General features: G+C 32.5%; 20 protein-coding genes. 17 read left to right on the top strand and 3 right to left on the bottom strand.

The features are described from left to right. Positions 1-20: 20 nt before the first annotated feature. The gene (locus tag ACVCZW_RS01290; RefSeq protein WP_452231453.1) at positions 21-770 is read right to left on the bottom strand and encodes a hypothetical protein; all 750 of its coding nucleotides are present in this window, start codon (positions 768-770) and stop codon (positions 21-23) included. A 566-nt stretch (positions 771-1336) separates the two neighbouring features. On the opposite strand from ACVCZW_RS01290, the gene ACVCZW_RS01285 reads away from it, so the two are divergent. The 7 genes from ACVCZW_RS01285 (at position 1337) to ACVCZW_RS01255 (ending at position 7722) form a co-directional block, all read left to right on the top strand. Beyond that, entirely contained in the window at positions 1337-1552 is a 216-nt protein-coding gene (locus ACVCZW_RS01285; RefSeq protein ID WP_452231452.1) for a hypothetical protein, read from the top strand. Between the two features lie 167 nt (positions 1553-1719). After that, the gene (locus tag ACVCZW_RS01280; protein ID WP_452231451.1) at positions 1720-2655 is read left to right on the top strand and encodes a glycosyltransferase family 2 protein; all 936 of its coding nucleotides are present in this window, start codon (positions 1720-1722) and stop codon (positions 2653-2655) included. A 13-nt stretch (positions 2656-2668) separates the two neighbouring features. Further along, entirely contained in the window at positions 2669-3619 is a 951-nt protein-coding gene (locus ACVCZW_RS01275; protein WP_452231450.1) for a glycosyltransferase family 2 protein, read from the top strand. Positions 3620-3651: 32 nt separating this feature from the next. After that, complete coding sequence (locus tag ACVCZW_RS01270) at positions 3652-4431, top strand: sulfotransferase family protein (RefSeq protein ID WP_452231449.1); 780 nt, start codon at positions 3652-3654, stop codon at positions 4429-4431. A gap of 24 nt (positions 4432-4455) precedes the next feature. After that, positions 4456-5466, top strand: a complete 1011-nt coding sequence (locus tag ACVCZW_RS01265; RefSeq protein ID WP_452231448.1) for a glycosyltransferase — start codon at positions 4456-4458, stop codon at positions 5464-5466. Then, positions 5466-6725, top strand: coding sequence for a glycosyltransferase (locus tag ACVCZW_RS01260; RefSeq protein ID WP_452231447.1), 1260 nt, complete (start codon positions 5466-5468; stop codon positions 6723-6725). Before ACVCZW_RS01265 ends, ACVCZW_RS01260 begins: the two co-directional genes overlap by 1 nt. Positions 6726-6768: 43 nt before the next feature. After that, positions 6769-7722: a hypothetical protein gene (locus ACVCZW_RS01255; protein ID WP_452231446.1), complete on the top strand. Its 954-nt coding sequence runs from the start codon at positions 6769-6771 to the stop codon at positions 7720-7722. 161 nt (positions 7723-7883) lie between these two features. On the opposite strand, the gene ACVCZW_RS01250 is transcribed toward ACVCZW_RS01255, so the two are convergent. Together ACVCZW_RS01250 and ACVCZW_RS01245 are read right to left on the bottom strand one after the other, a co-directional pair. Then, complete coding sequence (locus ACVCZW_RS01250) at positions 7884-8807, bottom strand: hypothetical protein (protein WP_452231445.1); 924 nt, start codon at positions 8805-8807, stop codon at positions 7884-7886. 2 nt (positions 8808-8809) lie between these two features. Next, positions 8810-10246 carry an MBOAT family O-acyltransferase gene (locus ACVCZW_RS01245; RefSeq protein WP_452231444.1) on the bottom strand — a complete coding sequence of 479 codons (1437 nt, stop codon included), beginning with the start codon at positions 10244-10246 and terminating at the stop codon, positions 8810-8812. A gap of 151 nt (positions 10247-10397) precedes the next feature. Between ACVCZW_RS01245 and ACVCZW_RS01240 the strand changes: the two genes are divergently transcribed. The 10 genes from ACVCZW_RS01240 to ACVCZW_RS01195 all read left to right on the top strand — a co-directional run bounded on the left by ACVCZW_RS01240 (position 10398) and on the right by ACVCZW_RS01195 (position 22426). Beyond that, on the top strand, positions 10398-11429 hold the full coding sequence (locus ACVCZW_RS01240; RefSeq protein ID WP_452231443.1) for a glycosyltransferase family 4 protein: 1032 nt from the start codon (positions 10398-10400) through the stop codon (positions 11427-11429). 2 nt (positions 11430-11431) lie between these two features. Next, a complete protein-coding gene (asnB, locus tag ACVCZW_RS01235; protein ID WP_452231442.1) occupies positions 11432-13276 on the top strand; it encodes an asparagine synthase (glutamine-hydrolyzing) in 1845 nt (614 codons plus the stop codon). Positions 13277-13302: 26 nt separating this feature from the next. Beyond that, positions 13303-14250: a glycosyltransferase family 2 protein gene (locus ACVCZW_RS01230; protein ID WP_452231441.1), complete on the top strand. Its 948-nt coding sequence runs from the start codon at positions 13303-13305 to the stop codon at positions 14248-14250. A 36-nt stretch (positions 14251-14286) separates the two neighbouring features. Continuing rightward, the gene (locus tag ACVCZW_RS01225; protein WP_452231440.1) at positions 14287-15366 is read left to right on the top strand and encodes a glycosyltransferase; all 1080 of its coding nucleotides are present in this window, start codon (positions 14287-14289) and stop codon (positions 15364-15366) included. A 6-nt stretch (positions 15367-15372) separates the two neighbouring features. Continuing rightward, a complete protein-coding gene (locus tag ACVCZW_RS01220) occupies positions 15373-16773 on the top strand; it encodes an asparagine synthase-related protein (protein WP_452231439.1) in 1401 nt (466 codons plus the stop codon). 55 nt (positions 16774-16828) lie between these two features. After that, on the top strand, positions 16829-17992 hold the full coding sequence (locus ACVCZW_RS01215) for a glycosyltransferase family 4 protein (RefSeq protein WP_452231438.1): 1164 nt from the start codon (positions 16829-16831) through the stop codon (positions 17990-17992). Between the two features lie 2 nt (positions 17993-17994). Beyond that, positions 17995-19194 (top strand): glycosyltransferase family 4 protein, encoded by a 1200-nt coding sequence (locus ACVCZW_RS01210; protein ID WP_452231437.1) that lies wholly within the window; start codon positions 17995-17997, stop codon positions 19192-19194. A 122-nt stretch (positions 19195-19316) separates the two neighbouring features. Then, a complete protein-coding gene (locus tag ACVCZW_RS01205) occupies positions 19317-20054 on the top strand; it encodes a class I SAM-dependent methyltransferase (RefSeq protein WP_452231436.1) in 738 nt (245 codons plus the stop codon). A 33-nt stretch (positions 20055-20087) separates the two neighbouring features. Next, a complete protein-coding gene (locus ACVCZW_RS01200; protein ID WP_452231435.1) occupies positions 20088-21146 on the top strand; it encodes an exostosin domain-containing protein in 1059 nt (352 codons plus the stop codon). 197 nt (positions 21147-21343) lie between these two features. Then, positions 21344-22426, top strand: a complete 1083-nt coding sequence (locus ACVCZW_RS01195; RefSeq protein ID WP_452231434.1) for a glycosyltransferase family 4 protein — start codon at positions 21344-21346, stop codon at positions 22424-22426. Positions 22427-22433 lie beyond the last annotated feature (7 nt).

Here is a 22433-nt window from a genome sequence, read left to right as displayed (position 1 = left end):
TCATGCTACAGAAATCTCCTTTACAATACTTCTAATATTTGCAATGCATTAAAAGTGCCGTTTTTTAACGGATATTGTATGTTATTAATTTCTTGATAGAAAGCGACTTTTAACAAGTAAAAACTTTGTCCTGTACCTGTTGCGGGAGCTGCAGGTGTTAAGGTAATTGTAGATACTGTACTATTAATAGGCAGATTTTCTACATTACTTGTTTGAAAATCTTTTACTTCTGTCGCAAAATCTAGGTTTAAAAAACCAGCTGTAAATTCTACATGTGTAGCACCTTCTGGTACTGCAAGCCTTTGCATGGGAATAAAATTATTGATAACTACCTCTCCCGTAGCGGTATCTAGTATGTAATCGGACAATAATACTTCGGAAAGACTGGATTTTCTATTAAAATTAAATCCTCTTAATGGTATTTTACCATCTGGTGTTGCTATACCCACTGCCACATTACGTTTTCCTCTAACAGAGGTAAGGTCAAAATTTTTAATCTGCGTCATTACTTGTGTTACGCGGGAAGCCAGTTTGCTATCTTTAGCATTTGCTAGCATGTCAATAATAGCACGACGCAGTATTTTACCACTGGTTGCACTAGCACCAAACTCGCTGTTGTTTTCTCGCGTTCTCTGAAACGCAGGATCTTTTTGTATGCGTGATTTACTTACACCACCTTTGGTGCGTACACGATACCCATCTTCTGTTTTGTAGAAGTTTACATCATCTAATGTTCCTTCTATTTTAAATAAACTTTTGTACTTCGCCATTTTGTTACAATTTATGTATGCTTTCTACTTTTTAGTGCATACTGGTTATACATTATTAATCGTTACCTAGCCGTTTATTAAAGGTGCACTTAAACATGAGCTCCTGCTTAAAAAATCAATAATAAGCGCTGTTGTAACTTTCTGTTAGCTAATGTAGTGGGTGTTTAAGATGTGTGTTTCGGTTTTGAGTGGTTTGCTCGTTTTTTGTGTGTCTTCGTACTTTATTCTTGTGCACAGCTTGTTTGTGTGTTTTTTGTTGGTTTTGATGCTTTTTTATGTTTTTGGTGTGTTGTATTATGGGGACTAGTTTACACGGACTATCTACGGCGTATCTACGGAATATCTACGGATTATCTATGGGTCATCTCGTTGTTGACTATTTGTAGTAGGATAATTCTAAAAACAGGCATAGCATTTGTGTTAAGTTGTTTGTTATTAGTGTTTGGCATGGGTTTTTTTAAATATTCTCTTTTTTTTAACCGAATTATTTTTTAGCTTAGTACTATGTGATTCAATGAAAATTCCACAAATAATGAAGAATATACCCACAACGATCCCAAGAAGGAATGAAGCAAATATGTATATATCCGAAAGAAGTGGCTATCCTATTAGGTAAGTCTTTAACTACAGCTCAAACTTTGGTGCGTACTATAAAAGATGTACATGGCAAAGACAAACATCAAGCGTTAACTATACGTGAGTTTTGTGTGTATATGGGTTTGCCTTTTTCTGATGTTTTTAATATGATTAATAAGGTTAAAATAGCAACAGAGGTTGCTTAATTCTATTTTTTTTTATTCTTCTTTTACTTCCCTTGCCTTTGCTTCCTTTTTCTATACTTTAATGACCTATTGCCTACCATGGGTTTTTTTAGAATTTGCACTACTTTTTTTTCTTTTTAGCCTTCGTTTTCTTCTGACTTTGTATATTGGTAGCGTAAATATTTACCATGTCAGCAGAACCCCTTGTTTCTATTATTATTCCCACTTTTAATCGTGCCCATTTGATTGGAGAAACGTTGGATAGTGTATTAGCACAAACGTATCTAAACTGGGAGTGTATTGTGGTAGATGATGGGAGTACAGATGGTACAGAAGTTTTACTTAAAAGCTATGTTGCAAAAGATAGGCGTTTTCAATACCATAAACGCCCAGATACACATTTACCAGGAGGAAATGGTGCTAGAAATTATGGGTTTGAAGTTAGTAAAGGAGAGTATGTGAATTGGTTAGATAGTGATGATTTAATTTCTGAAAATAAAATTAAAAGTCAAGTTCCAAATTTGTATTTAGATAATGAATGTAGTATTGTTACCTGTCGTTGGGGCACGTTTGAATTTAAAGAAAAGATAGATATAAAGGAAGATGAACCTTATTATAATAATTATAATGAGGCACTAGAATTGTTTAATGATTTTTCTAAGAATGGAGGTTTTTTTCCACAACATGTTTATTTGCTTAAAAGAAAAATTATATCACTTTCAGGGCTTTGGGACGAGTCGCTAGTAATTAATCAAGATGGAGAATTTTTTTGTAGAGTTTTATTGAACTGTGAAAAAATTATATTTAATAAGGAAGGATCTGTGTATTATAGAAAACAGATATCTGATAATACAAGTTTAGTTAATAACAGTAAGAAAGCTCAAAAAAGAATCGATAGTTGGAATTTAATTAATGAACATTTGTATCAAAAATATAATTTAAGAGATACTATATATATTCAAAAGGTGAAGGATATTTTATACAATCAAATAAAAAAAGATTACCCACAAGTTATATTAATTAATCGTGATTTTTTTCTAAAACAACTAAAGAATGAATCATCCTCTGTCATTATTCTAAAGAGAAAGATAAAAATAATTCTAAATTATTTTAAAAAAAAATAACATATATAATACAATGAACCCTTTAATTAGTATCATAATTCCTACCTTTAATCGTGCACATATTATAGGGGAAACATTAGATTCTATAATAGCTCAAACTTATACTAATTGGGAATGTATAGTCGTAGATGATTGTAGTTCGGATAACACAGCTGAAGTAATGGGGTGTTTTGTAGAAATGGACCATAGATTTCAGTATTATACCAGACCAATCGATAGACAAAAAGGACCTTGCAGTTGCAGGAATTATGGTTTTGAAAAGAGCAAAGGACATTACATTAATTTTTTTGATAGTGATGATTTATTGAAATCAAATGCTTTTGAATTGTGGTTAGCAGGTTTTAGTAATGAAATAGATGTTGTAATCGGTAAAACACAAAAAATCAATCTAACAACAGGGGCACTAATAGAGTTAAATCAAATATTTTCGCAAAAATTAATAGAAGATTATTTTACCTTAAAAATCAGTTTTCATGTTTGTGGTCCCTTATGGAATCGTAGATTCTTAGAGGAACAAGAATATTTATTTGATGAACAGATTGGAAATATTGATGATTGGGACTTTAATCTGAGAATGCTATACGCAAGTCCTAAATTAGTTTTATTAAACGATGTTTTGATATATTATAGAATACACCCAAATTCATTTTCTAAAGAGGTGATAAAGCTTAATCCAGTTGAGATAGCTTCTGATTTTGCAGCTAGAGATAAGCACTTAATTTTGATAAAAAACATTAATGATATTGATTTAAACAGAATACAGCAGTTTATCTTGTATCGATATAAACGCTATATTAAATGGGCAATTTCACAAAAAGAAAATGATTCTGTATTTTTACTTTTGTTTAAAGAATTAGTAAAAAAACAATTGTTATTTCGTGATTATTGGGGTGCTTTTAAAAGTTGTATTGGTTATATTGTTTTTCGTTTAACAGGAAAAGGGTATGTTTTTTTTAAGGGTTGACATATTTTTGTAAAATATTAAGTTTAGCCAAAATGTATTACAAAAAAGAATACCCAATGTCCATACCAACCAAAGCCCGAAAAATAGCTTTATTAGCAGCCAATCCAGAAATACTTTTTTGTAAAAAGAAGTACCTATTTGTGGTAAGTCATATGCGAAGTCGATCTACGGTTTTAAGTCATATTCTAGGGAATAACCCAGAGGTTCGTGGGTATAAGGAGCTTCATATGTCGTACAAAGACAACGTATCACTTATTAACATGCAAATTGAATTGGTTAAAGACTTAAAGTGTTCGCTTAGAAATAAATATTTATTCGATAAAATATTACATAATTCTACGATATCGGATGCTGTTATTCATAAGGTAAAACCCAAAATGTTATTTTTATTAAGAGAACCGGAAAGTACAATAAAAAGTATTATCAATATGGGGAACAAAACAGGTGTAACTTGGTATAAAGATGCTGAAAAAGTTACCAATTATTACTGCAATAGATTGCGCCAAATGGAACAATTATCGCAAAGAGTAGGCCAAAGCGCTCTGTTTATTCCATCTAATGATCTTGTAGAAAAACCAGAAGATACTTTACATAAAATAACCCTTTGGCTAGATTTAAAAGCACCTTTAAAAACAACATATAGTACTTTTAAAGATACTGGAGTAATGGGGGCTGGTGATCCATTAGAGAATATAAAATCTGGTGTTTTAAAGGCTACTAGTAGTTACTCTAATATAGAAGTGCCTAGGCATTTGTTAACTAGAGCAGAAGAAGCTTATGAGAAATGTAGTGCTACGCTTTTAAATCTTTAATTGATGAACCAATTTATTTAAAACATGAAAGGAATTAGTGTTATTGTATGTTGCTATAATAGTGTAAAGCTATTACCAGAAACTTTAGCGTATTTAGCAAAGCAGCAGGTCGATAATGCACTTGCTTGGGAAGTCATACTTGTAAATAATAACTCTACAGATGCTACAAAGAAAGTAGCAGATGCTTTATGGCAATCTTATGGTGTATCTACCGTATTTAGAATTATAGACGAACCGCAACCCGGACTTTCTCATGCTAGAGAAGCAGGAATGCGAGCGGCTACTTATGATACTTTTTTATGGTGTGATGATGATAATTGGTTATGTGAAACCTATGTGCAAACGGCATATACTATTATGGAAGCACATCCAAATATTGGGGCCTTAGGTGGTTGGTGTGAAGCTGCTTTTGAAAGTGAAAAACCAATTTGGTTTGACCAACAAGCACGTTATTTTGCTGTGTCTAGACAAGGCAAAAAAAGTGGTGATATTACTACCAAAAAAGGTTGTGTTTATGGCGCAGGTATGGTGTTGCGTAAAGTTCATTGGTTGCAGTTACAAGAACTAGGTTTTACCCATTTATTAAGTGACCGAGTAGGTAATACACTTAGCTCTGGTGGCGATACCGAGTATTGTTATGCTCTACGTTTACTAGGTTATAAAATGTGGTTTGATGAACGCTTGTATTTTAAACATTATATGACGGATGGACGTATGGATTTAGGATATGTAAAACGTATTCGAAAAGCGATGGCACATTCTAATTTTGTTTTATGGCCCTACTTAGATGTATTACAAGACCAACAGCAAACAGCAAAAACGTTTCGTAAAAAAGCATTTAAAGGATTTCCTATTTTACCTATTAAAAAAGTAGGCGCTTTAGTATTTGGTACTTTGGAACAAAAAGCGGTGGCCTCTCGTTATTTTACCCATTTTAAGTATCGGTTGTTTCAATATCGTGTTTATAAAAAAAATCACGAAACTTTGTTTTCTTGGTACAATAAGATTGCATCTAAACCGCTAACCAAAGTCTAATGGTTTTGAAAGACGTACCAAAACATATCGCAATAGTGGTAAACTATTTTCCAACCGTATCCGAAACCTTTATTGTGAACCAGATAAATAGTTTGTTGGATGCAGGTTTTAAAATTAGTCTGTATGCATATCATCAAGTCGATCTATCGATAATACACGATAGTTTTACACGTCATGATTTGCTGAATACCGTTACTTATTTTGTGAAACCACCGACTTCTAAAGTGGCACGTTTTACAGCTTTTGCTACCTGGAGCCTTCAAAATTTTAAATCTATTAAATGGGCTTTGTTTTTTAAGGCATTAAATGTTTTTAAATATGGCAAAGACGCCTATACACTAAAGTTGTTTTTTGAAGCCCAATGGTTTTTAGTAAATAATAAAACCGATTTAATTCATGCCCATTTTGGTATGGTTGGTAACCGACTTGCTTATGTAAAAGCGAAAGAGATTATTCCAGATTCGGTAAAGCTCATCACCACATTTCATGGCTATGATTTGTTTCCAAATAAACTTTTAGATTACAAAAAAGAATATCGTTATCTATTCGAAAAAGCACATGCGTTTACCGTGAATACACCATACCTTGAAGGTCTATTGCAACAAATAAATAGGAACAAGGTGCCTTTTCATATACTTCCTGTTGGTTTAGATACTTCCTTTTTTAAAAGAACAAAAGCAAAAACGGAAAACGGCTATTTTGATATTGTTTTTTGTGGGAAGTTGATGTTATTGAAAGGGCCAGATTTAGCTATTGCTATGGTGAGAAAACTACATGATTTGGGGTATGCAAAAGTGCGTTTACATCTTATAGGAGATGGTCTATTGAAAAAAGAGCTTAAAAAGAACATACAAGATTTGCATTTACAAGATTTTGTGTTGTTATACGGCAGCCAAGTACAAGGTATTGTTAAAAAGCATTTGGAACAAGCGGATGTTTTTTTATTGCCAGGACGAGTAGATCCCGAAACAGGTAGAGCAGAAACACAAGGCTTAGTGATACAAGAAGCGCAAGCAATGGAATTGCCTGTGGTGGTTTCTAATGTTGGAGGGATGCCTTATGGCTTATTACCAAATAAAAGTGGTTTTGTTGTAGAAGAAGGAGACGTAGACGGCTTTGCTACCGTGATTGAGAAATTAATATTAGATATCGATTTTAGAAAACAAATGGGTGAAACAGGACGTGATTTTGTGGTGCATAATTATGATAATAAAGTTTTGGTCACAAAACTTCAGGAAATTTATAACTCCATAAACTAATTCTTTTATTTTTTCCTGCAATTAATGATTGAATACATACCGAATGAAAAGCTATATTTCTAAAATAATATTATTCTTAATACCTTTGTTTCTTTTGGTGTTGCTTTTACTTGTTTTAGCAAAACAGAAACATCAATTTAGATCTTCATCTTATTATTACTTCGACGAATTTGATTCTGCCTTTTATGAAAAAGATGCTAATATTGTTGCATTAGGAAATAGTAAACTACTATCAGCAATCGATAAGACAGCCTTCGAGGAGAATAACCAACATAAGGTAGCTGTTTTAGGTTATTCGTCGGCTAATATTTCGATTTCAAAATTGACGTTGGAATCCTATCTTAATAATTGCTCAAAATTGCCTCAACTCATTTTATTAGAAGTTTCTTGGTTTACATTTAATAAAGAAAGAACCCATTTACATAATATCGCTGGTGATTTGTTTGTAAATGACCCAAAACTATGGAAACACTATTTTGAGTATTCAGGTGACTTATCATCGGGAATTAGAAGAGCTTTTAGCTTAAGTTTAAAGTTATCTGCTAGTCAGAATCAAAAAGGAACATCCTATGCTAATAAATTTAAACCTAAATCACCACTAATAAAAAATTATACATTTAATTTAAAAGATATGGAAATTTTATTTCCAAACCATCTTGCAGGGGTTGATAAAAAGCTGTTAAAGGATTATAACGCTATTGTTGATATGTGTGTAGAAAATCAAGTGACTTTAATTTTGTTTACGGCACCAGAAGATGAAGAGTATAGCAAGGCCCAGAATGATATACATAACATAAAATCTATATTTGAAGCTTCTTCAAAAAGCAATTTAAATGTGTTTTATTTAGATTATACTTTTGGTGGTGCCTTATGGGATAAAAAGTATGAACTGTGGTTAAAAGATTCGCATCATATAAATGAGAATGATTTATTCTCTTTAAAACTTCTTAATGACATTAAAATGAAAACGGATACTAAAGTGTATTTAGCAAAGTAAGAAAAGCTTCTTGATAGGTTTTTCTTGTTTAGAATTTAATACATTTTATTAGAAGTCTTTTGGATTTTAATTTAGATATTTTTCGGATTCCAATAAATTGCTTGCGGAAAATTGAACAATATAATCCAGTACTATAGGATTTTTAGTTTTTTGTGTAAACTCTAAAAACTCTTGTTAATTATTTCCTGTTTATCTTGTTTTTTAAGCAATCCATCTTTTAGTAGTTTATTAAACCATAATGAGAATTTTTTTGCTCCTTTATGGTTTAGGTGGTTTAGATCTCTAAATTCCTTATTTGATAAAGGGAATTTGGTGAAATCTAAAAATTCTATATCACTATATTTTTCATTTTTTATTTTATATAATAAATTATCATTATCTAGATAATAGGAATCCGTATACATAGGGCTTTTAATTAAATAAACGGCGAGGTGTTTATCCTTACACAGAGATAAAATTTTGTCTAAATACAGTAGGTTGTATTTTGAAGGTAAATAATAATTTGCATTGTTTTTTTTTATATTTCCTTTTAAAATAGAATCTAATTTGCTTTCATCCAGATGATTATAGCCACCCATGGCAGGTAAATAATTATAATTGTTTTTTACTATTCTAGAGAATTGTCTTTTTAATGTTTTTGATAGTACTTGAATAACGGCCTTTGGATTTTTATGGAATAATAAGTTTCTTTCCTGCCAATCCATTAATTCAGAAAAAATGGGGTAGCGTAAATTTATATGTTTATCACTCCAAATGTCATTATCTTTAACCAAGGAGATATCCACGTTAGAATATTCAATAAATACTTTTTTAATTTGCGGATTGTTTTTTAGAATTTGTTTTGCTTTAATATAAGTAAACAAGTAAGGTTCTCCAGGTTCGGCTATATTTTTAAAGTTAGCAATTAACGAATCATTAAAAGCTGTTTGTGGTTGTGAATGGCCAAAAACTACACTCGTTATATTTTTATCTAAAGAGAAATGGGCCTTTTTGTTAAGGTATATATTTAAAAGGATGCTAACACTTAATATAGAAATACCTACGAGTATTAGGAAAGTGGTGGTTTTTTTTAGAAATAACTTCATCCTTAAAATTGAAAATAAATAAAGGTTTGATCGTTTCTGCTAAACCAAAAAATGAGGATTACTAAAACATAATAAAATAGTATTCGTATCGATCGATTCCATTGTAAACCAAAAGTTTCTAATGCATACTGGTTACGTCGTCCCAACCATTCTATACTAAGAAAGAAGGAAAGAAGCACAAATAAATCGGTAGGTCTTATTTGCGGTATAGAAAAAATACTTAAGTCGAAAATGTCTTTAATATATTGCAGCGCATGGTTTATGTTTTCTGCTCTAAAAAAGATCCATGCTAATGTTGTTAGGATAAAGGTGACGAGTATCTGGACACTTTCTTTTATCGATGGGAATCTAGATTTTATGGCTACCACCTCTATATGGTTTCTATTATTATTGGTAAGTAATAAAGGCATAAAGTATAATGCGTTTAAAGCTCCCCAAACAATAAAGGTCCAGTTAGCACCATGCCAAAAACCACTGACAATAAAAATGATAAAAACATTGCGTATTTGTTGCGCTTTAGATCCTCGAGAACCTCCTAAAGGTATATATAGATAATCGCGAAACCAAGTAGATAGCGAAATATGCCAACGTCTCCAAAACTCGGCAATATCTCTAGAGAAATAGGGAAAAGCAAAGTTTTGCTTTAAGTTAAAACCAAACAATCTAGAAGTACCAATGGCAATATCAGAATAACCAGAAAAATCACCATAGATTTGGAAGGCAAAGAATACAGCGCCTAATACTAAAGTACTTGCGGAATAATCCTGACTGTTATCAAAAATAGTATTTACAAAAACAGCACAATTATCGGCAATTACCATTTTTTTAAATAAACCCCAAAGTATTTGACGAAGTCCATCAACCGCTAAGGAATAATTAAAGCTTCTTTTTTTATAAAATTGTGGCAGTAGATTGGTAGCGCGTTCTATTGGCCCTGCTACTAGTTGCGGAAAAAAGCTAACAAATGCGGCAAATGCTATGATGTCTTTAGTAGGTTCTAATTTTTTACGATATACATCGATGCTATAACTTAGTGTTTGAAAGGTATAAAAGCTTATACCTACGGGGAGTACAATACTTAAAGCGCGCACAGAAATAGGTGTGCCAAACCAAGAGAATGCTTCTATAAAATTATCTAAAAAGAAGTTGTAATATTTAAAAAATCCTAGAAAGCCTAAGTTTACAGCGATACTTATGCCTAGTAATACTTTACGTTTTTTAACTTTGTTTTCAGAAGCTAAAAGTCTTCCTATTACATAATCTAACAGCGTGCTAAAAGCAATAAGCGATAAAAAACGCCAATCCCACCAGCCATAAAAAATATAACTAACAACGACTAAAAATGCATTTTGAAGTTTTAAACTTTTATTGGTTACAAACCAATAGAGTAAAAAGACTACTGGTAAGAAAATTGCAAAATCAATAGAGTTAAATAGCATTTTAAATTATTAAGTAATGATGTAAGAAGTGCTAATCTAAAATAAAAATTGTAAAATGGTATTTCTTACCTAATAAATTATGTGTTTTGATTGATTATTTTATATTTACGATTAGAATCCGTTTTCAGGATTTATTTACTTTTTAAGATTCATGAAAGATCGACATTATGTATTAACGAAAGAATGGGCCAGACATGGTAAGTATTCTGGCTATGAATGTCTCTTAGATTTGTTACACTTTCCAAAGGTTCTCGTAAAAGGTTTTTTTATGCCGTATCGAATAGCTCATTTTTTTGGAAAACGCACCCAGTTAAAAAATTATAAGGGAGAAACAGTCGCCAAAGAATGGCGCATACTTAAGCAAATTTTTAAAGCAAAAACGGTGCATGTATTGTATGGGGATATGGATTTTTATTATTTACAGTATTTAAAACGATTTCCTTTTAATATAAAGCCTTCCAAAATAGTAGCCACTTTTCATCATCCTCCAGCCGAATTAGAAAAACGGATGGGCTATACTAGGAAAAAAGTACTTGGGACTTTAGATAAGATTATAGTGATGGGAAGTAATCAAATACCCTTTTTTGAAAAATATACCAATGCCGAAATACGTTTTATTCCTCATGGCATTCATTTAGACTATTTTACTTTTAATCCCGAAATAAAAAGAGCGAATAAAGTTTTAATTATAGGAGTTTCTCATCGCGATCATCAAAGAAATATAGCGATTATAAAAGCCGTGCAAAAAATAGTAGCTATAGAATTTTTAGTTGTGATGCGCTCAGAATATGCCGTTTTGTATCAGGGTTTACCCCAAGTAGAAATACATACAGAGGCCGTTTCAGATGACGATTTATTACATTATTATCAAACCTTTGGTGCCGTTTTATTATCGTTAACCGATTGCACGGCATCTAATACTATATTGGAAGCCTTGGCGTGCGGTTGCCCATTAGTCGTTAATGACGTAGGAGCTGTAAGAGATTATATACCAAAAACAAGTGGTTTGCCTGTTTTTGATACTGCAGATATTTCAGGTTCTGCTTTATACCTAAAGGAACTTGTTGAAAATAAGAATTATTCAAGGAAAATAAGTAGCTTACAACGCGAGCTAGCGCTACATTATGATTGGCGCATAATAGCTAAAAAAACAAAAGAATTTATATTTCAAGAAGGTAATTAATTATGTGTGGATTTTTAGGAGAAATTTCAAATGCGTTATTAGATGCAGACACTTTTAAAACACTATTAGATTTAAGTACGCAACGTGGGCCAGACCAACAAGGACTTTGGAAGGGCGATATATGTCAATTAGGTTTTAACCGTTTGGCTATTTTAGATGTTACCGAAGCAGGAAAGCAACCTATATTTAGTCCTTCAGGACGATATGCATTGGTGTTTAATGGTGAAATATATAATTATAAAGCTTTACAAGAGCGTTATGGTATCGCAAATTCTGCTTTGCGATCCTCATCAGATACAGAGATTATTTGTCATTTGCTAGACCGTATTCCAGTAAGAGAATTGGCAGCACAACTAAATGGTATGTTTGCCATTGCTGTTTGGGATACTCTAGAAAAACAACTGACGCTATTTCGAGATTTTTCTGGAATTAAACCTTTGTATTATGGAATAGGAAAGGATGCTATTGTTTTTGCTTCGCAGTTTAATCAGATTTTTAAACATCCGGTATTTGTAAATAAAACATTACGCCCAGAGGCGATGAAAAGTTTCTTTGGCCTTGGTTATATGCATGCACCAGATACGGTTTTTGAGAATATCTATCAGGTTTCTCCCGGAGAATTGTTGGTTTGGGATTATACAAAAAAACAAATCATTAAAAAAGAAGACTATTATACTTGGGAAGTGTCTAGCGAATTGTTAGATACCGATATGGCTACTAAAGCAGCATTTAAAAATTGTATGCAAAATGTGATTAAAAGCCAAATACAATCGGATGTGCCTTTAGGATCTTTTTTAAGTTCAGGTTATGATAGTTCTTTAATTACCGCATTTGCAAAAGAAGAAAAACCATTAATAAAAGCATTTACATTTGGTATCGATGGTCATGGAAAGTACGATGAAAGGGATGACGCTAGTGCTTATGCTTCTCGTTTAAAGGTAGACCATCTTACCGCTACTGCAAAAGAAGCCGATTTACTTGCGGTTATTGACGATCACTTTAAAGCCATGCCAGAGCCATTTGGCGATTATAGTTCTATACCAACCTATGTGATTTGTGAAAAGGCAAGAAAGAATGCTACAGTGATGCTATCTGGTGATGGAGGCGATGAACTGTTTTGGGGATATCCTCGTTTTAGAACCTCCTTGCAACAGGCACATTGGTTTGATTATCCGCTTTGGTCTCGGAAAGTTATTTTACCAGTTTTAAGAAGGTTTAAAAAGAAAGTACCTTGGGGATTACAGGTTTTTTCACGCTTTTCCGATTGGATTTTAAATAAACAAGTTCATTTTAGTGGTATTGACGCATTTATGCCTAATACCAATTTTACGACATCTGTTTATAATCTTTATGCATATAAGGGTTCCTATAAAAAACCGGAGATTTTACAGTATTTAAAGAAAAATGAATTTTACGGACACCTACAACGTGTTTTGAAAAAGGTAGATCTAACTAGTATGGCGCATAGTTTAGAAGTTCGTGTGCCTTTTTTAGATAAAGAAATGATTGCTTTTAGTAACCGCATTGATTCCGGATTTACCATTCGTCATGATCGTCCAAAATTATTATTAAAAATAAGTTTATATGATTTTATTCCGGAGAAAATGGTAAATACGGAAAAGAAAGGCTTTTCTGTACCAATGCCTTCTTGGTTGAATAATGAACTGAAAACCGATTTTGTGCATACTATTTTAGAAAGGCCATTTTATGGTGCAGCGCATGTAGATTTAAATTATTTAAAGAAAAGTATAGATGCTTATTTTGAGGATCAAGGTGCTGTCGACGTTTGGGGTTTATGGCATGTATATGCTTGGCAAAAATGGGCTATTCACCAAGGTTTAGTTTAATTTTAATTATTGAAAAATAAGCATACATGTCTTTAAGTATCATAACACCACATTATAACGATTTAGAAGGGTTAAAACAAGTATATCGCTGTTTGCAAGAACAAACACTTGCTGCCTGGGATTGGGTTATTGTAGATGATACATCGGATGTAGAAATACAAAAACAAGTAAAATCTTGGTGTGCTAATCTCGAGAACCATAGAGTACAACTCCTTTTAAATACGGAGAAAACAAATGCTTCGGTATGTAGAAATCTTGGTGCCGATTTGGCTAAAAGTGATACTTTGGTTTTTTTAGATGCGGATGATAGTATTACAAATACATTTGTAGCGAATAGGCAAGTGGTATTTACGGATTATGCTATTTTTATGAATTATGGTATTTTGAATGAAAAAGGAGAAAAAATTACTAAAAAGACACCTCGAGATAATTATTTAAATCATTTTCTAGCAGCAAAATTTTTATGGCAAACGTCTTGTGTTTTATGGGATCGTTCTTTTTTTAGAAAGATAGGACAGTTCCATCCCGAATTAAAAAGACTGCAAGATGTAGAATTAGCTATTCGAGCTTTGCAGCAAAGTACTAGTTATCGTATTATAGATACTCCTATTGATTTTTATTATCGCGTAAATCCTATTCGGGAACGGAAAAACTTTGTTCCTCCAGTATGTAATGCGGTTTATATCTTTATTTCTAAATTATTACAAACAGATGCTTTAAATACCCATCAATTGTCTTTAGTTTCTGGTTATTATTTTTTGTGTGTCCGTTATTTTGAGCGTTCCCAAAGCAAAGAACATATACAACTGGTACATCGAAACCTAAACCTGTTTCGTGAAAAGAAATATATCAGTTTTAAAAATTATGTTTTAGGATATGGCCTTTTAAAACTTTACGCATGTAATCTGCTGTCAGGAAAGCAGTTTGTGCGTATTAATAGGTATTTGTTTAAGCCAAAACAGATACACGCTTAGCAATACTTTATATTTACGTTAATAAAGGAAATAAAAATGCCCAAAAGACTACACATACTGTATACCATACCTAATTTTGATACCGCGGGAAGTGGTAAAGTGGTTTATGATTTGGCGAGCCAATTAGATCCAGAACGTTTTAAAGTATCTATTGTATGTAATCATGATAGAGGTCCTTTTTTTAAAGAAGTAGCAGCTTTAGGTTTGCCAATACATATAATGCCCTTTACAACAGCATTACGACCATACCATACGTTAATACAACGTGTACAGCCATTTAAAAATTTTTTAAAAACCCAAGAAGTAGATCTTGTGCATTCTTGGCATTATAGCAGTGATTGGACCGAAGTATTGGCATGTAAATTAGCAGGAATACCTTTTATATACACTAAAAAAGCCATGACTTGGGGAAATAAGCATTGGAAGATTAGAAGTTATTTCAGTACTTTTATTATCACTGTGAATACCCAAATGCAAGCTTTTTTTCCAAAGAAAAAGCGGCAAGCGCTTATTCCATTTGGCTTAGATACGGTTTATTATCATACCGAAGGTTTAGGCATCCCTAAAAAGAATACTAACTTTAAGATCATTACGGTAGCTAATTTGGTGGCCGTTAAAAACATAGAATTTCTTTTGCATGCGATGCATAGTATAAAACATTTGCCTATTCATCTCGATATTGTAGGGGATATGCGAAATGATTATGTAAAGAAGCTGCAAGTATTAGTGAAAGATTTAGCATTAGAAAAACAGGTTTCTTTTTTAGGAAAACATTTAGATGTAAGACCTTTATTTGCACAAGCAGATGTATATGTAATACCTAGTAAAAAGGAAGGCATGCCAATGGCTTTGGTAGAAGCAATGGCCATGCAAGTTCCTGTTTTGGGATCTAATATTCCAGGTATTGCTTATGTGCTTTCCGATTTCCCTGATTTACTTTTCCCATTATCGGATGTTAAAACTCTAGCAAGTAAAATAGAAACCATCTATAATTTACCCGAAACAGAACGTCAAAAGTTAGGTGTTAATTTGCGTAGTTATTGTATAAAACATTTTTCGATCGCGACTTTTATTAAGCGGCATGAAGACTTATATTTGAAACTCTTAAAGCAGTAAAGTGAAATGAATATTACTACAGATATAATTCCAATAGAACAGCAGTTTGTGGGTACGCCACAAGCATTAGATTATGAAGCTATTTGTGTATTTGTGGCTACTGGGTTTTTTTTAGATACCGATACGTACTATAAGGGATTAGAAGTTTTAAAACCGGGAAAGAACTATGTGTTAGATGAAAAATCGAATAAAATACTTTCTGAAACGTCTTATTTTAAATGGCATTATACACCAAAAGAAAGGCCTTTAATCCAAATAGTTTCTGAATTTGCCGATTTGTTTGAAACTATTATTAAAGAACAAACCGCGGGTAAAAAAGTAATTTTACCCTTATCTGGAGGCTTAGATAGTAGAACGCAAGCTGTAGCATTACATCATTTAAATATTCCTGTACAATCGTATAGTTATGCCTTTACAGGAGGACATGATGAAACGAAGTATAGCAAACGTATTGCAGCAACATGTGATTTTGCATTTCAAGATTTTAAAATTCCAAATGGTTATTTATGGGATGTTATTAAGCCCTTATCGGAAATAAATAATTGTTATTCGGAATTTACGCATCCGCGACAAATGGCATTCAAAGAGGACTATGCATCTATGGGCGATGTATTTTCTTTAGGCCATTGGGGCGATGTTCTTTTTGATGATATGGGCGTTTCAGAGGATGCTTCCACCGAGGAGCAAGTAGCCATGCTACTAAAAAAAATAGTTAAAAAAGACGGATTGCTTTTAGCAGAGCGCATATGGAAAACCCAAGGTTTTCCAGGCGATTTTATAACGTATTTTAAAAAGCGAATTACCAAATTATTAGTAGATATACATATACCCAATAGCGCCAATGCACAAATAAGGGCATTTAAAAGCTTGTATTGGGCGCCACGTTGGACGAGTATTAATTTGTCTGTTTTTCAATCGGAAAGACCAATTACGCTTCCGTATTACGATGCACGAATGTGTGATTTTATTTGTAGTGTTCCCGAAAAGTATTTAGCAGGAAGACAAATACAAATAGAATATATAAAACTCCGTATGCCAGCATTAGCAAAGTTAACTTGGCAAGAACAGCGCCCTTTTAATTTATATAATTATGCCTATAATAAAACACCTTGGAATCTTCCTTATCGTATTCTAAATAAACTACAACGTTTAGCAGCTTCTGTACCTTATGTACAGCGTAATTGGGAATTACAGTTTACAGGAGAACATAATGATGCCGCATTGCAGGATTGGTTGTTTCATGATTTTAAAGGCGAACAATTTGTTTCTTCCGCGATTCGGAAAGAGTTTTATACCCTATTTAAAGACACTGATGGTGTGTTTTATGCGCATTCTGTAAGCATGCTATTAACATTATCCTTATTTTTTAAGTATAAGTTTCCAAAGGATGTACAACAAAAGGAGTGAAAATATTTTGTAGCTCTAAAAGATTATTAACTTTAGGTTTTAAATCCATTCTTTTTTGAAAAAAGCATTAAAAATAGCTATTTATTCTGGAGATATCCCAAGTACTACTTTTATAGAAAGACTAATTATTGGTTTGTCTCCAGAAGCTTGTGAAATATACTTATTTGGTTTTCTTAAAAAGAAAGTGTCTTACCCGAAATCGGTTGCTGTATTTGCCTATAAAAACACAAGAATTCAAAAAGCTCTACATCTATTAAAATATAGTTTTTTGCTATTCTTCTTTAAGTCCAAAGAGAAACAAAAGCTAGATGGTATTTTAAAAACACAATCTAAAAATATGCTATTAGATAAGGTGAAATGCTATCCGGTATTATGGCATAAACCAGATGTTTTTCATGTGCAATGGGCAAAAGGACTTAACGATTGGATGTGGGTACAAGAATTTGGAATAAAACTCGTGCTAAGTTTACGTGGCGCACATATTAATTATTCTCCAATTGCAGATCAAGAATTAGCAGCGATGTATAGAGCGTGCTTTCCAAAAGTGAATGCCTTTCATGCGGTATCCAAAGCAATAGGTTTAGAGGCTGAAAAATATGGGGCTTCCAAAGAAAAAATTACAACAGTCTATAGTGGATTGGCAGAAGTGCAAACAAAGAATAAACAGGCAGAATCAAATACTGTCTTTCAAATTATATCTATTGGAAGACCGCATTGGATTAAAGGATATACCTATGCTTTAGATGCTTGTAAAAAGTTAAAAGACCAAGGTTTCTCTTTTCATTATACCATAGTGGGAGGGACAGAAGATATTGAATTGGCTTATCAGGTTCATGATCTAAATTTAGAAGAGGAAGTGACGCTTTTAAATATACAACCATACACTAAAGTGCAAGAGTTCATTTTTAATTCTGACGTATTGCTACTATCTAGTGTAAAAGAAGGAATTGCTAATGTGGTTCTAGAGTCTATGCAGAACAAAACAATAGTATTAACTACAGATTGTGGAGGTATGCAGGAAGTCGTTAGAGATGGCAAGAATGGATTTATAGTTCCTGCACGAAATGCAGAAGCCATAGCGCAAAAAATATTAAAGATAGATAGCTTACCAGCCCTAGAAAAAAATAAAATAAAACAGAACGCTTTGCAAACCATAGCAGAAAAACATAGCGATAAGCAAATGGTTAAAGGCATGTTAGCATTATACCAAAGCCTATAGTTATGCAAGCAAAGAACCTAGATAAACCAGCGATTGGTATTGTATTATCTACAGTGCCTCGATATTCCGAAACCTTTTTTAGAAATAAAATTAAAGGCTTGCAGGAGCATGGATTTCGTGTTGTTTTGTTTGTAGATTATTTAAACGAAGCAGATGCACATTTTGGCTGCAAAGTAGTCGCCGGAAATGATTTTGGTAAAGGGAAATTAAAACAAATAGGCTATAGTTTTTTAGCAATTATAAAGACTGTGTTTTTCCATCCGAAGCGAAGTTTAAAACTGTATCAATTAAATAAAAAGGATGGTATTCCTTTTCTTAAAAATATAAAACAGTTAATTCTGAATTCGTTTTTTCTTAGTGCGGATGTCGATTGGTTGCATTTTGGATTTGGTATGTTAGCCGTAGGGCGAGAAAATGTTGCAGCTGCGATGGAAGCAAAAATGGCGGTGAGCTTTAGAGGATACGATTTGTATTTGTCGCCTTTAAAGCATCCGGGATGCTATACTATGTTGTTTCAAAAAGATATTCGGTATCATGTGCTGTCTCAAGAAATGAAGCAAGATCTTATATCGTATAACATTCCTTCCCATGCCATACAAGTCATTACACCAGCCATAGATATTTCCTTTTTCACACCTAATCATTCTATAGAAAAAAATAGTAGGCTAGAGTTAGTAACCGTAGCACGATTGCATTGGAAAAAAGGATTGGTATACACCTTAGAAGCTTTAGCGCTTTTAAAACAATTGGGAATTGCATTTCATTATACCATTATAGGCGATGGAAGTGAAAAAGAACGCCTTGTTTTTGCTGCACATCAATTGGGGCTTAAAGAACATATTACGTTTACCGGTAAATTACCACAAACAGAAGTAAAGAAACACCTAGAAGCAGCTAGTATATATGTGCAATACAGTATTCAAGAAGGATTTTGTAATGCCGTTTTAGAAGCGCAAGCTTTGGGCTTGTTATGTGTGGTTTCTAATGCAGAAGGTCTGGCAGAGAATGTCTTAAATGGCAAAACAGGTTGGGTGGAGCCAAAACGAAATCCAATACTTTTAGCAAATAGAATAGAAGCAATATTAAAATTATCGGAAGCAGAAAAGCAAAAAATTAGAGAAAATGCTATTGCTAGAGTGCATAAAGAGTTTGGTTTACTAAAACAACAAGAAGCATTTGTTCATTTTTATAGTGAAAATTAAGAAGTTAAAGCCTCCTTTTTTGTTTTGCTGTATAGCTTTTGCATAAACAATACCGTTTTTTAATTCATAATATCTATTATTGTAACATCATTAGAATACAAATAGCATATCTGTACATTATTATGACACAATACGAATTCCTACGTTGGTTTACTTTTCCTATAATGACCACCCATTTAGTTACGGTTCGCAAGGATATAAAGCGGCTACTTAAAGTCCTTAAGAATGGGGAAACTACACCTTCTGTTTTGGATGTTGGCGGACGCAAATCACCATATACCATTAATTTACCTGCAGAAATCACCTTGTTGGATGTCCCTCAAGAAGCAGGAACTCGCGAGGAATTAAATTTAGGGTTTACCAAAGATATTCTAACTACGATTCAGAAAAATCGAAGTAATATAAAAGATGTTGTGATTCAAGATATGACAAAATCTACTTTACCAGATGCATCTTATGATGCGGTTGTTTGTATTGAGGTTATAGAGCATGTAGAAGCAGATGACATATTTATAAAAAACATTGCTAAAGTGATTGGAGCTGGAGGTTGGGCATATTTTACAACGCCAAATGGCGATTTTATAAAAAATGAAGGACCAGATAAGAATCCAGATCATGTTAGGCATTATACGCGATTAGAGTTACAAACTTTACTGGAAAAATATTTTGATAAAGTAGATGTGCATTATGGCGTGAAGACTGGTAAATATCGTGTGCAAGGTTTAAAAAGTTATAGTTTAAAAAGACCATTTCAAACGGTACAATCTATTTTTTCTAATATTATGAATAGGTTACAATCTAAAGGCGTAGAAAATACGTCGCAAGAAACAGCACATTTAATTGCTATAGGGTATAAGTAAAATTAATAGAGTCTTCTTTTTAAACATTTATGTATGCTAATATATTATCCATTTAGTCATTATGATGGCGCTTATAGATCTGAGGTGTTTCCTTTGTTGAAGGCATTTATAAAAAAAGATGGCTTTACTGATGATCAACGTAAATCGTTATACGGCGTAAGTGAAGTGGATTTTGTTTTTACTGATGTTATTTCAAAGGCACAAGTAGTGATCTTGCCAATGTCGTGGGGATATTATACCCAAACCAAACAATTAAACATTGCCATTGCTTTAATAGAAGAAGCCGAAAAGCAAAACAAAGTAGTTTGGTCTATAAATTCTGGTGATTTTGGAATTCAAGTGCCTTTTTTTAAAAATGTAATAGTTTTTAGGCAAGGCGGTTATGTTGCTAATAATCAAAAAGGGCATAAAGGATATCCTTCTTTTGTGGACGATTATTTAGCAAAGAATAATTTAGAGGCTATTTATCTTAAAAGCACTTATTTAATGCATCCTGTAGTAGGTTTTTGCGGACAAGCAAATGCATCTAAAATTAATGCTTTTAAAGAGGTTTTTAAGCAATTTGCCCGAAATATTAGAACCCAAATAGGGTTAAGTCATTTAGAAAAACAAAAAATTGTATCAACTAGTTTTTTACGAGCTTATTTGTTAGATAAATTAGAGATTAATGAAGGTGTTATATCTAATTTTATTAAAAGAGAAAAGTATCGCGCGGGTATAGAGAAAGGAGCATCCATAGACGAAACAAGTAAAGAGTTTTATCAAAATATATTGGCTTCTCAATATGTTTTATGTGTGCGAGGAGCTGGTAATTTTTCTGTTCGTTTTTATGAAACTCTTATGATGGGAAGAATTCCTTTATATGTGCATACGGATGGGTATTTACCATTAAGTGAAAATATAGATTGGAAAGAACATGTAGTTTGGGTGGATTATAAAGATAGAGACAATATAGCTGCTATTTTATTCGATTTTCATCAAAAATTAAATGCAGAAGATTTAATCCTTTTATTTGAGAAAAACCGCAAATTATGGGAGGAGAAATTAACATTATCTGGTTTTTTTGAAACAGAGGAGACCAAGATTCTTTGATGTAAAGCACCATTTTCTTTGATAAAAAAAAAGGTGTTTTTTTTAGTTACTTTTGAGTCTAACGATTTAAAAGAACTTCAAAAAAAAGGTCTTCCATGTTTATTAGAAAAAAGGATAATAAAAGTATGTTTGAAAAAGTTTATTTACATTTTTAAAAATCTATATAGAATTATAATCAAAAATTAAAGAAAAATAAATTGAAAATTTTAATCCTATATACTTATAATAAAGGCTTGCTTTCCAACTTTTTCCAGGAGCTTTCCGCAAAAATGCATCAGGATGGTTTTGAGGTTGTCAATTTTTATTTAAAGCATCAAGCAGATTATTTTGTGCAAAATGGCGTTCGTATTTATGGGGATAAAAAGGAAGGATATTTTAATACGTATTTTAAAATATATAAATTCATAAAAAAGGAAAAGCCAGATGTTCTTATCTCTAACTTCAGTTATATTAATCCTGCTGTTTTAGCAGGTAGATTATTAGGCGTAAAAGATAATATTGCATGGTTTCATACCGCTTACGGACATACCAAACCTAGTTTCATTAAAGTGGTTAATAAGACCATATATTTAAATATGGCAAGCTTGGTGTTAGCAAACTCTAAACGGTTGCAAGAAGAAATGCATACGGTCTATAAAGTGCCAGTAAAATGTACTAGAAGGATTCCTTTTTGGACTAATATTGATGAGTATACGCCTTGTGCTAAAACGGTACATGCGCTAAAAAAAACAGCTGTTTTTAAAATAGGTTGTCCTGGTCGTTTGGTTTCCGACAAAAATCATGAGACCGTTATAAAAGCCATTTATGAATTAAAAAATAAGACATCTGTAGTATTGTATATTGCAGGTGACGGTTCGTATAAAAAGCAGTTAGAACATTTGGTAGATCAATTAGCGTTAAAGAACCAAGTTGTGTTTTTAGGAAACTTGTCGACAACAGAAATGATTGCCTTTTATAAAAGTATGGACGTGGTAGTATTACCGAGTTATCATGAAGCTTTTGGTCTCGTATTTATTGAAGCAATTGCTTTAGGAACTCCTGTTATTGTGTCTGAAAAATTCGGAGCCTTAGATTTTATTGATGTAAAACAATTTTCGCTTAATAGTTTTACCTTTAATCCCAATGCTGTTTCCGATTTAATAAAACATTTAGAAAAGTATATGGAAAATAAAGGGTTGGCTAGTAAATTTTTTAGAGATTTGTATGTGAAAACTTTTGATAAAGAAGTAATTTACCAATCGATAAAAAATATTATTATACATCCAAAGACTATAGATTAAACTGCTT

The organism is Lacinutrix sp. MEBiC02595 (assembly GCF_053601555.1).
Note: the sequence above shows the minus strand (reverse complement) of the source record. Positions and strands in the feature narration are given on the sequence as shown.

Excerpts from the sequence above, each read along its gene's own strand:
- ACVCZW_RS01260 (WP_452231447.1), top strand. The coding sequence starts at position 5,466 with ATGGTTTTGAAAGACGTACCAAAACATATCGCAATAGTGGTAAACTAT.
- ACVCZW_RS01255 (WP_452231446.1), top strand. The coding sequence starts at position 6,769 with ATGAAAAGCTATATTTCTAAAATAATATTATTCTTAATACCTTTGTTT.
- ACVCZW_RS01245 (WP_452231444.1), bottom strand. The coding sequence starts at position 10,246 with ATGCTATTTAACTCTATTGATTTTGCAATTTTCTTACCAGTAGTCTTT.
- ACVCZW_RS01290 (WP_452231453.1), bottom strand. The coding sequence starts at position 770 with ATGGCGAAGTACAAAAGTTTATTTAAAATAGAAGGAACATTAGATGAT.
- ACVCZW_RS01205 (WP_452231436.1), top strand. The coding sequence starts at position 19,317 with ATGACACAATACGAATTCCTACGTTGGTTTACTTTTCCTATAATGACC.
- asnB (WP_452231442.1), top strand. The coding sequence starts at position 11,432 with ATGTGTGGATTTTTAGGAGAAATTTCAAATGCGTTATTAGATGCAGAC.
- ACVCZW_RS01210 (WP_452231437.1), top strand. The coding sequence starts at position 17,995 with ATGCAAGCAAAGAACCTAGATAAACCAGCGATTGGTATTGTATTATCT.
- ACVCZW_RS01275 (WP_452231450.1), top strand. The coding sequence starts at position 2,669 with ATGAACCCTTTAATTAGTATCATAATTCCTACCTTTAATCGTGCACAT.
- ACVCZW_RS01270 (WP_452231449.1), top strand. The coding sequence starts at position 3,652 with ATGTATTACAAAAAAGAATACCCAATGTCCATACCAACCAAAGCCCGA.
- ACVCZW_RS01250 (WP_452231445.1), bottom strand. The coding sequence starts at position 8,807 with ATGAAGTTATTTCTAAAAAAAACCACCACTTTCCTAATACTCGTAGGT.
- ACVCZW_RS01265 (WP_452231448.1), top strand. The coding sequence starts at position 4,456 with ATGAAAGGAATTAGTGTTATTGTATGTTGCTATAATAGTGTAAAGCTA.
- ACVCZW_RS01285 (WP_452231452.1), top strand. The coding sequence starts at position 1,337 with ATGAAGCAAATATGTATATATCCGAAAGAAGTGGCTATCCTATTAGGT.
- ACVCZW_RS01225 (WP_452231440.1), top strand. The coding sequence starts at position 14,287 with ATGCCCAAAAGACTACACATACTGTATACCATACCTAATTTTGATACC.
- ACVCZW_RS01230 (WP_452231441.1), top strand. The coding sequence starts at position 13,303 with ATGTCTTTAAGTATCATAACACCACATTATAACGATTTAGAAGGGTTA.
- ACVCZW_RS01240 (WP_452231443.1), top strand. The coding sequence starts at position 10,398 with ATGAAAGATCGACATTATGTATTAACGAAAGAATGGGCCAGACATGGT.
- ACVCZW_RS01280 (WP_452231451.1), top strand. The coding sequence starts at position 1,720 with ATGTCAGCAGAACCCCTTGTTTCTATTATTATTCCCACTTTTAATCGT.
- ACVCZW_RS01200 (WP_452231435.1), top strand. The coding sequence starts at position 20,088 with ATGCTAATATATTATCCATTTAGTCATTATGATGGCGCTTATAGATCT.
- ACVCZW_RS01220 (WP_452231439.1), top strand. The coding sequence starts at position 15,373 with ATGAATATTACTACAGATATAATTCCAATAGAACAGCAGTTTGTGGGT.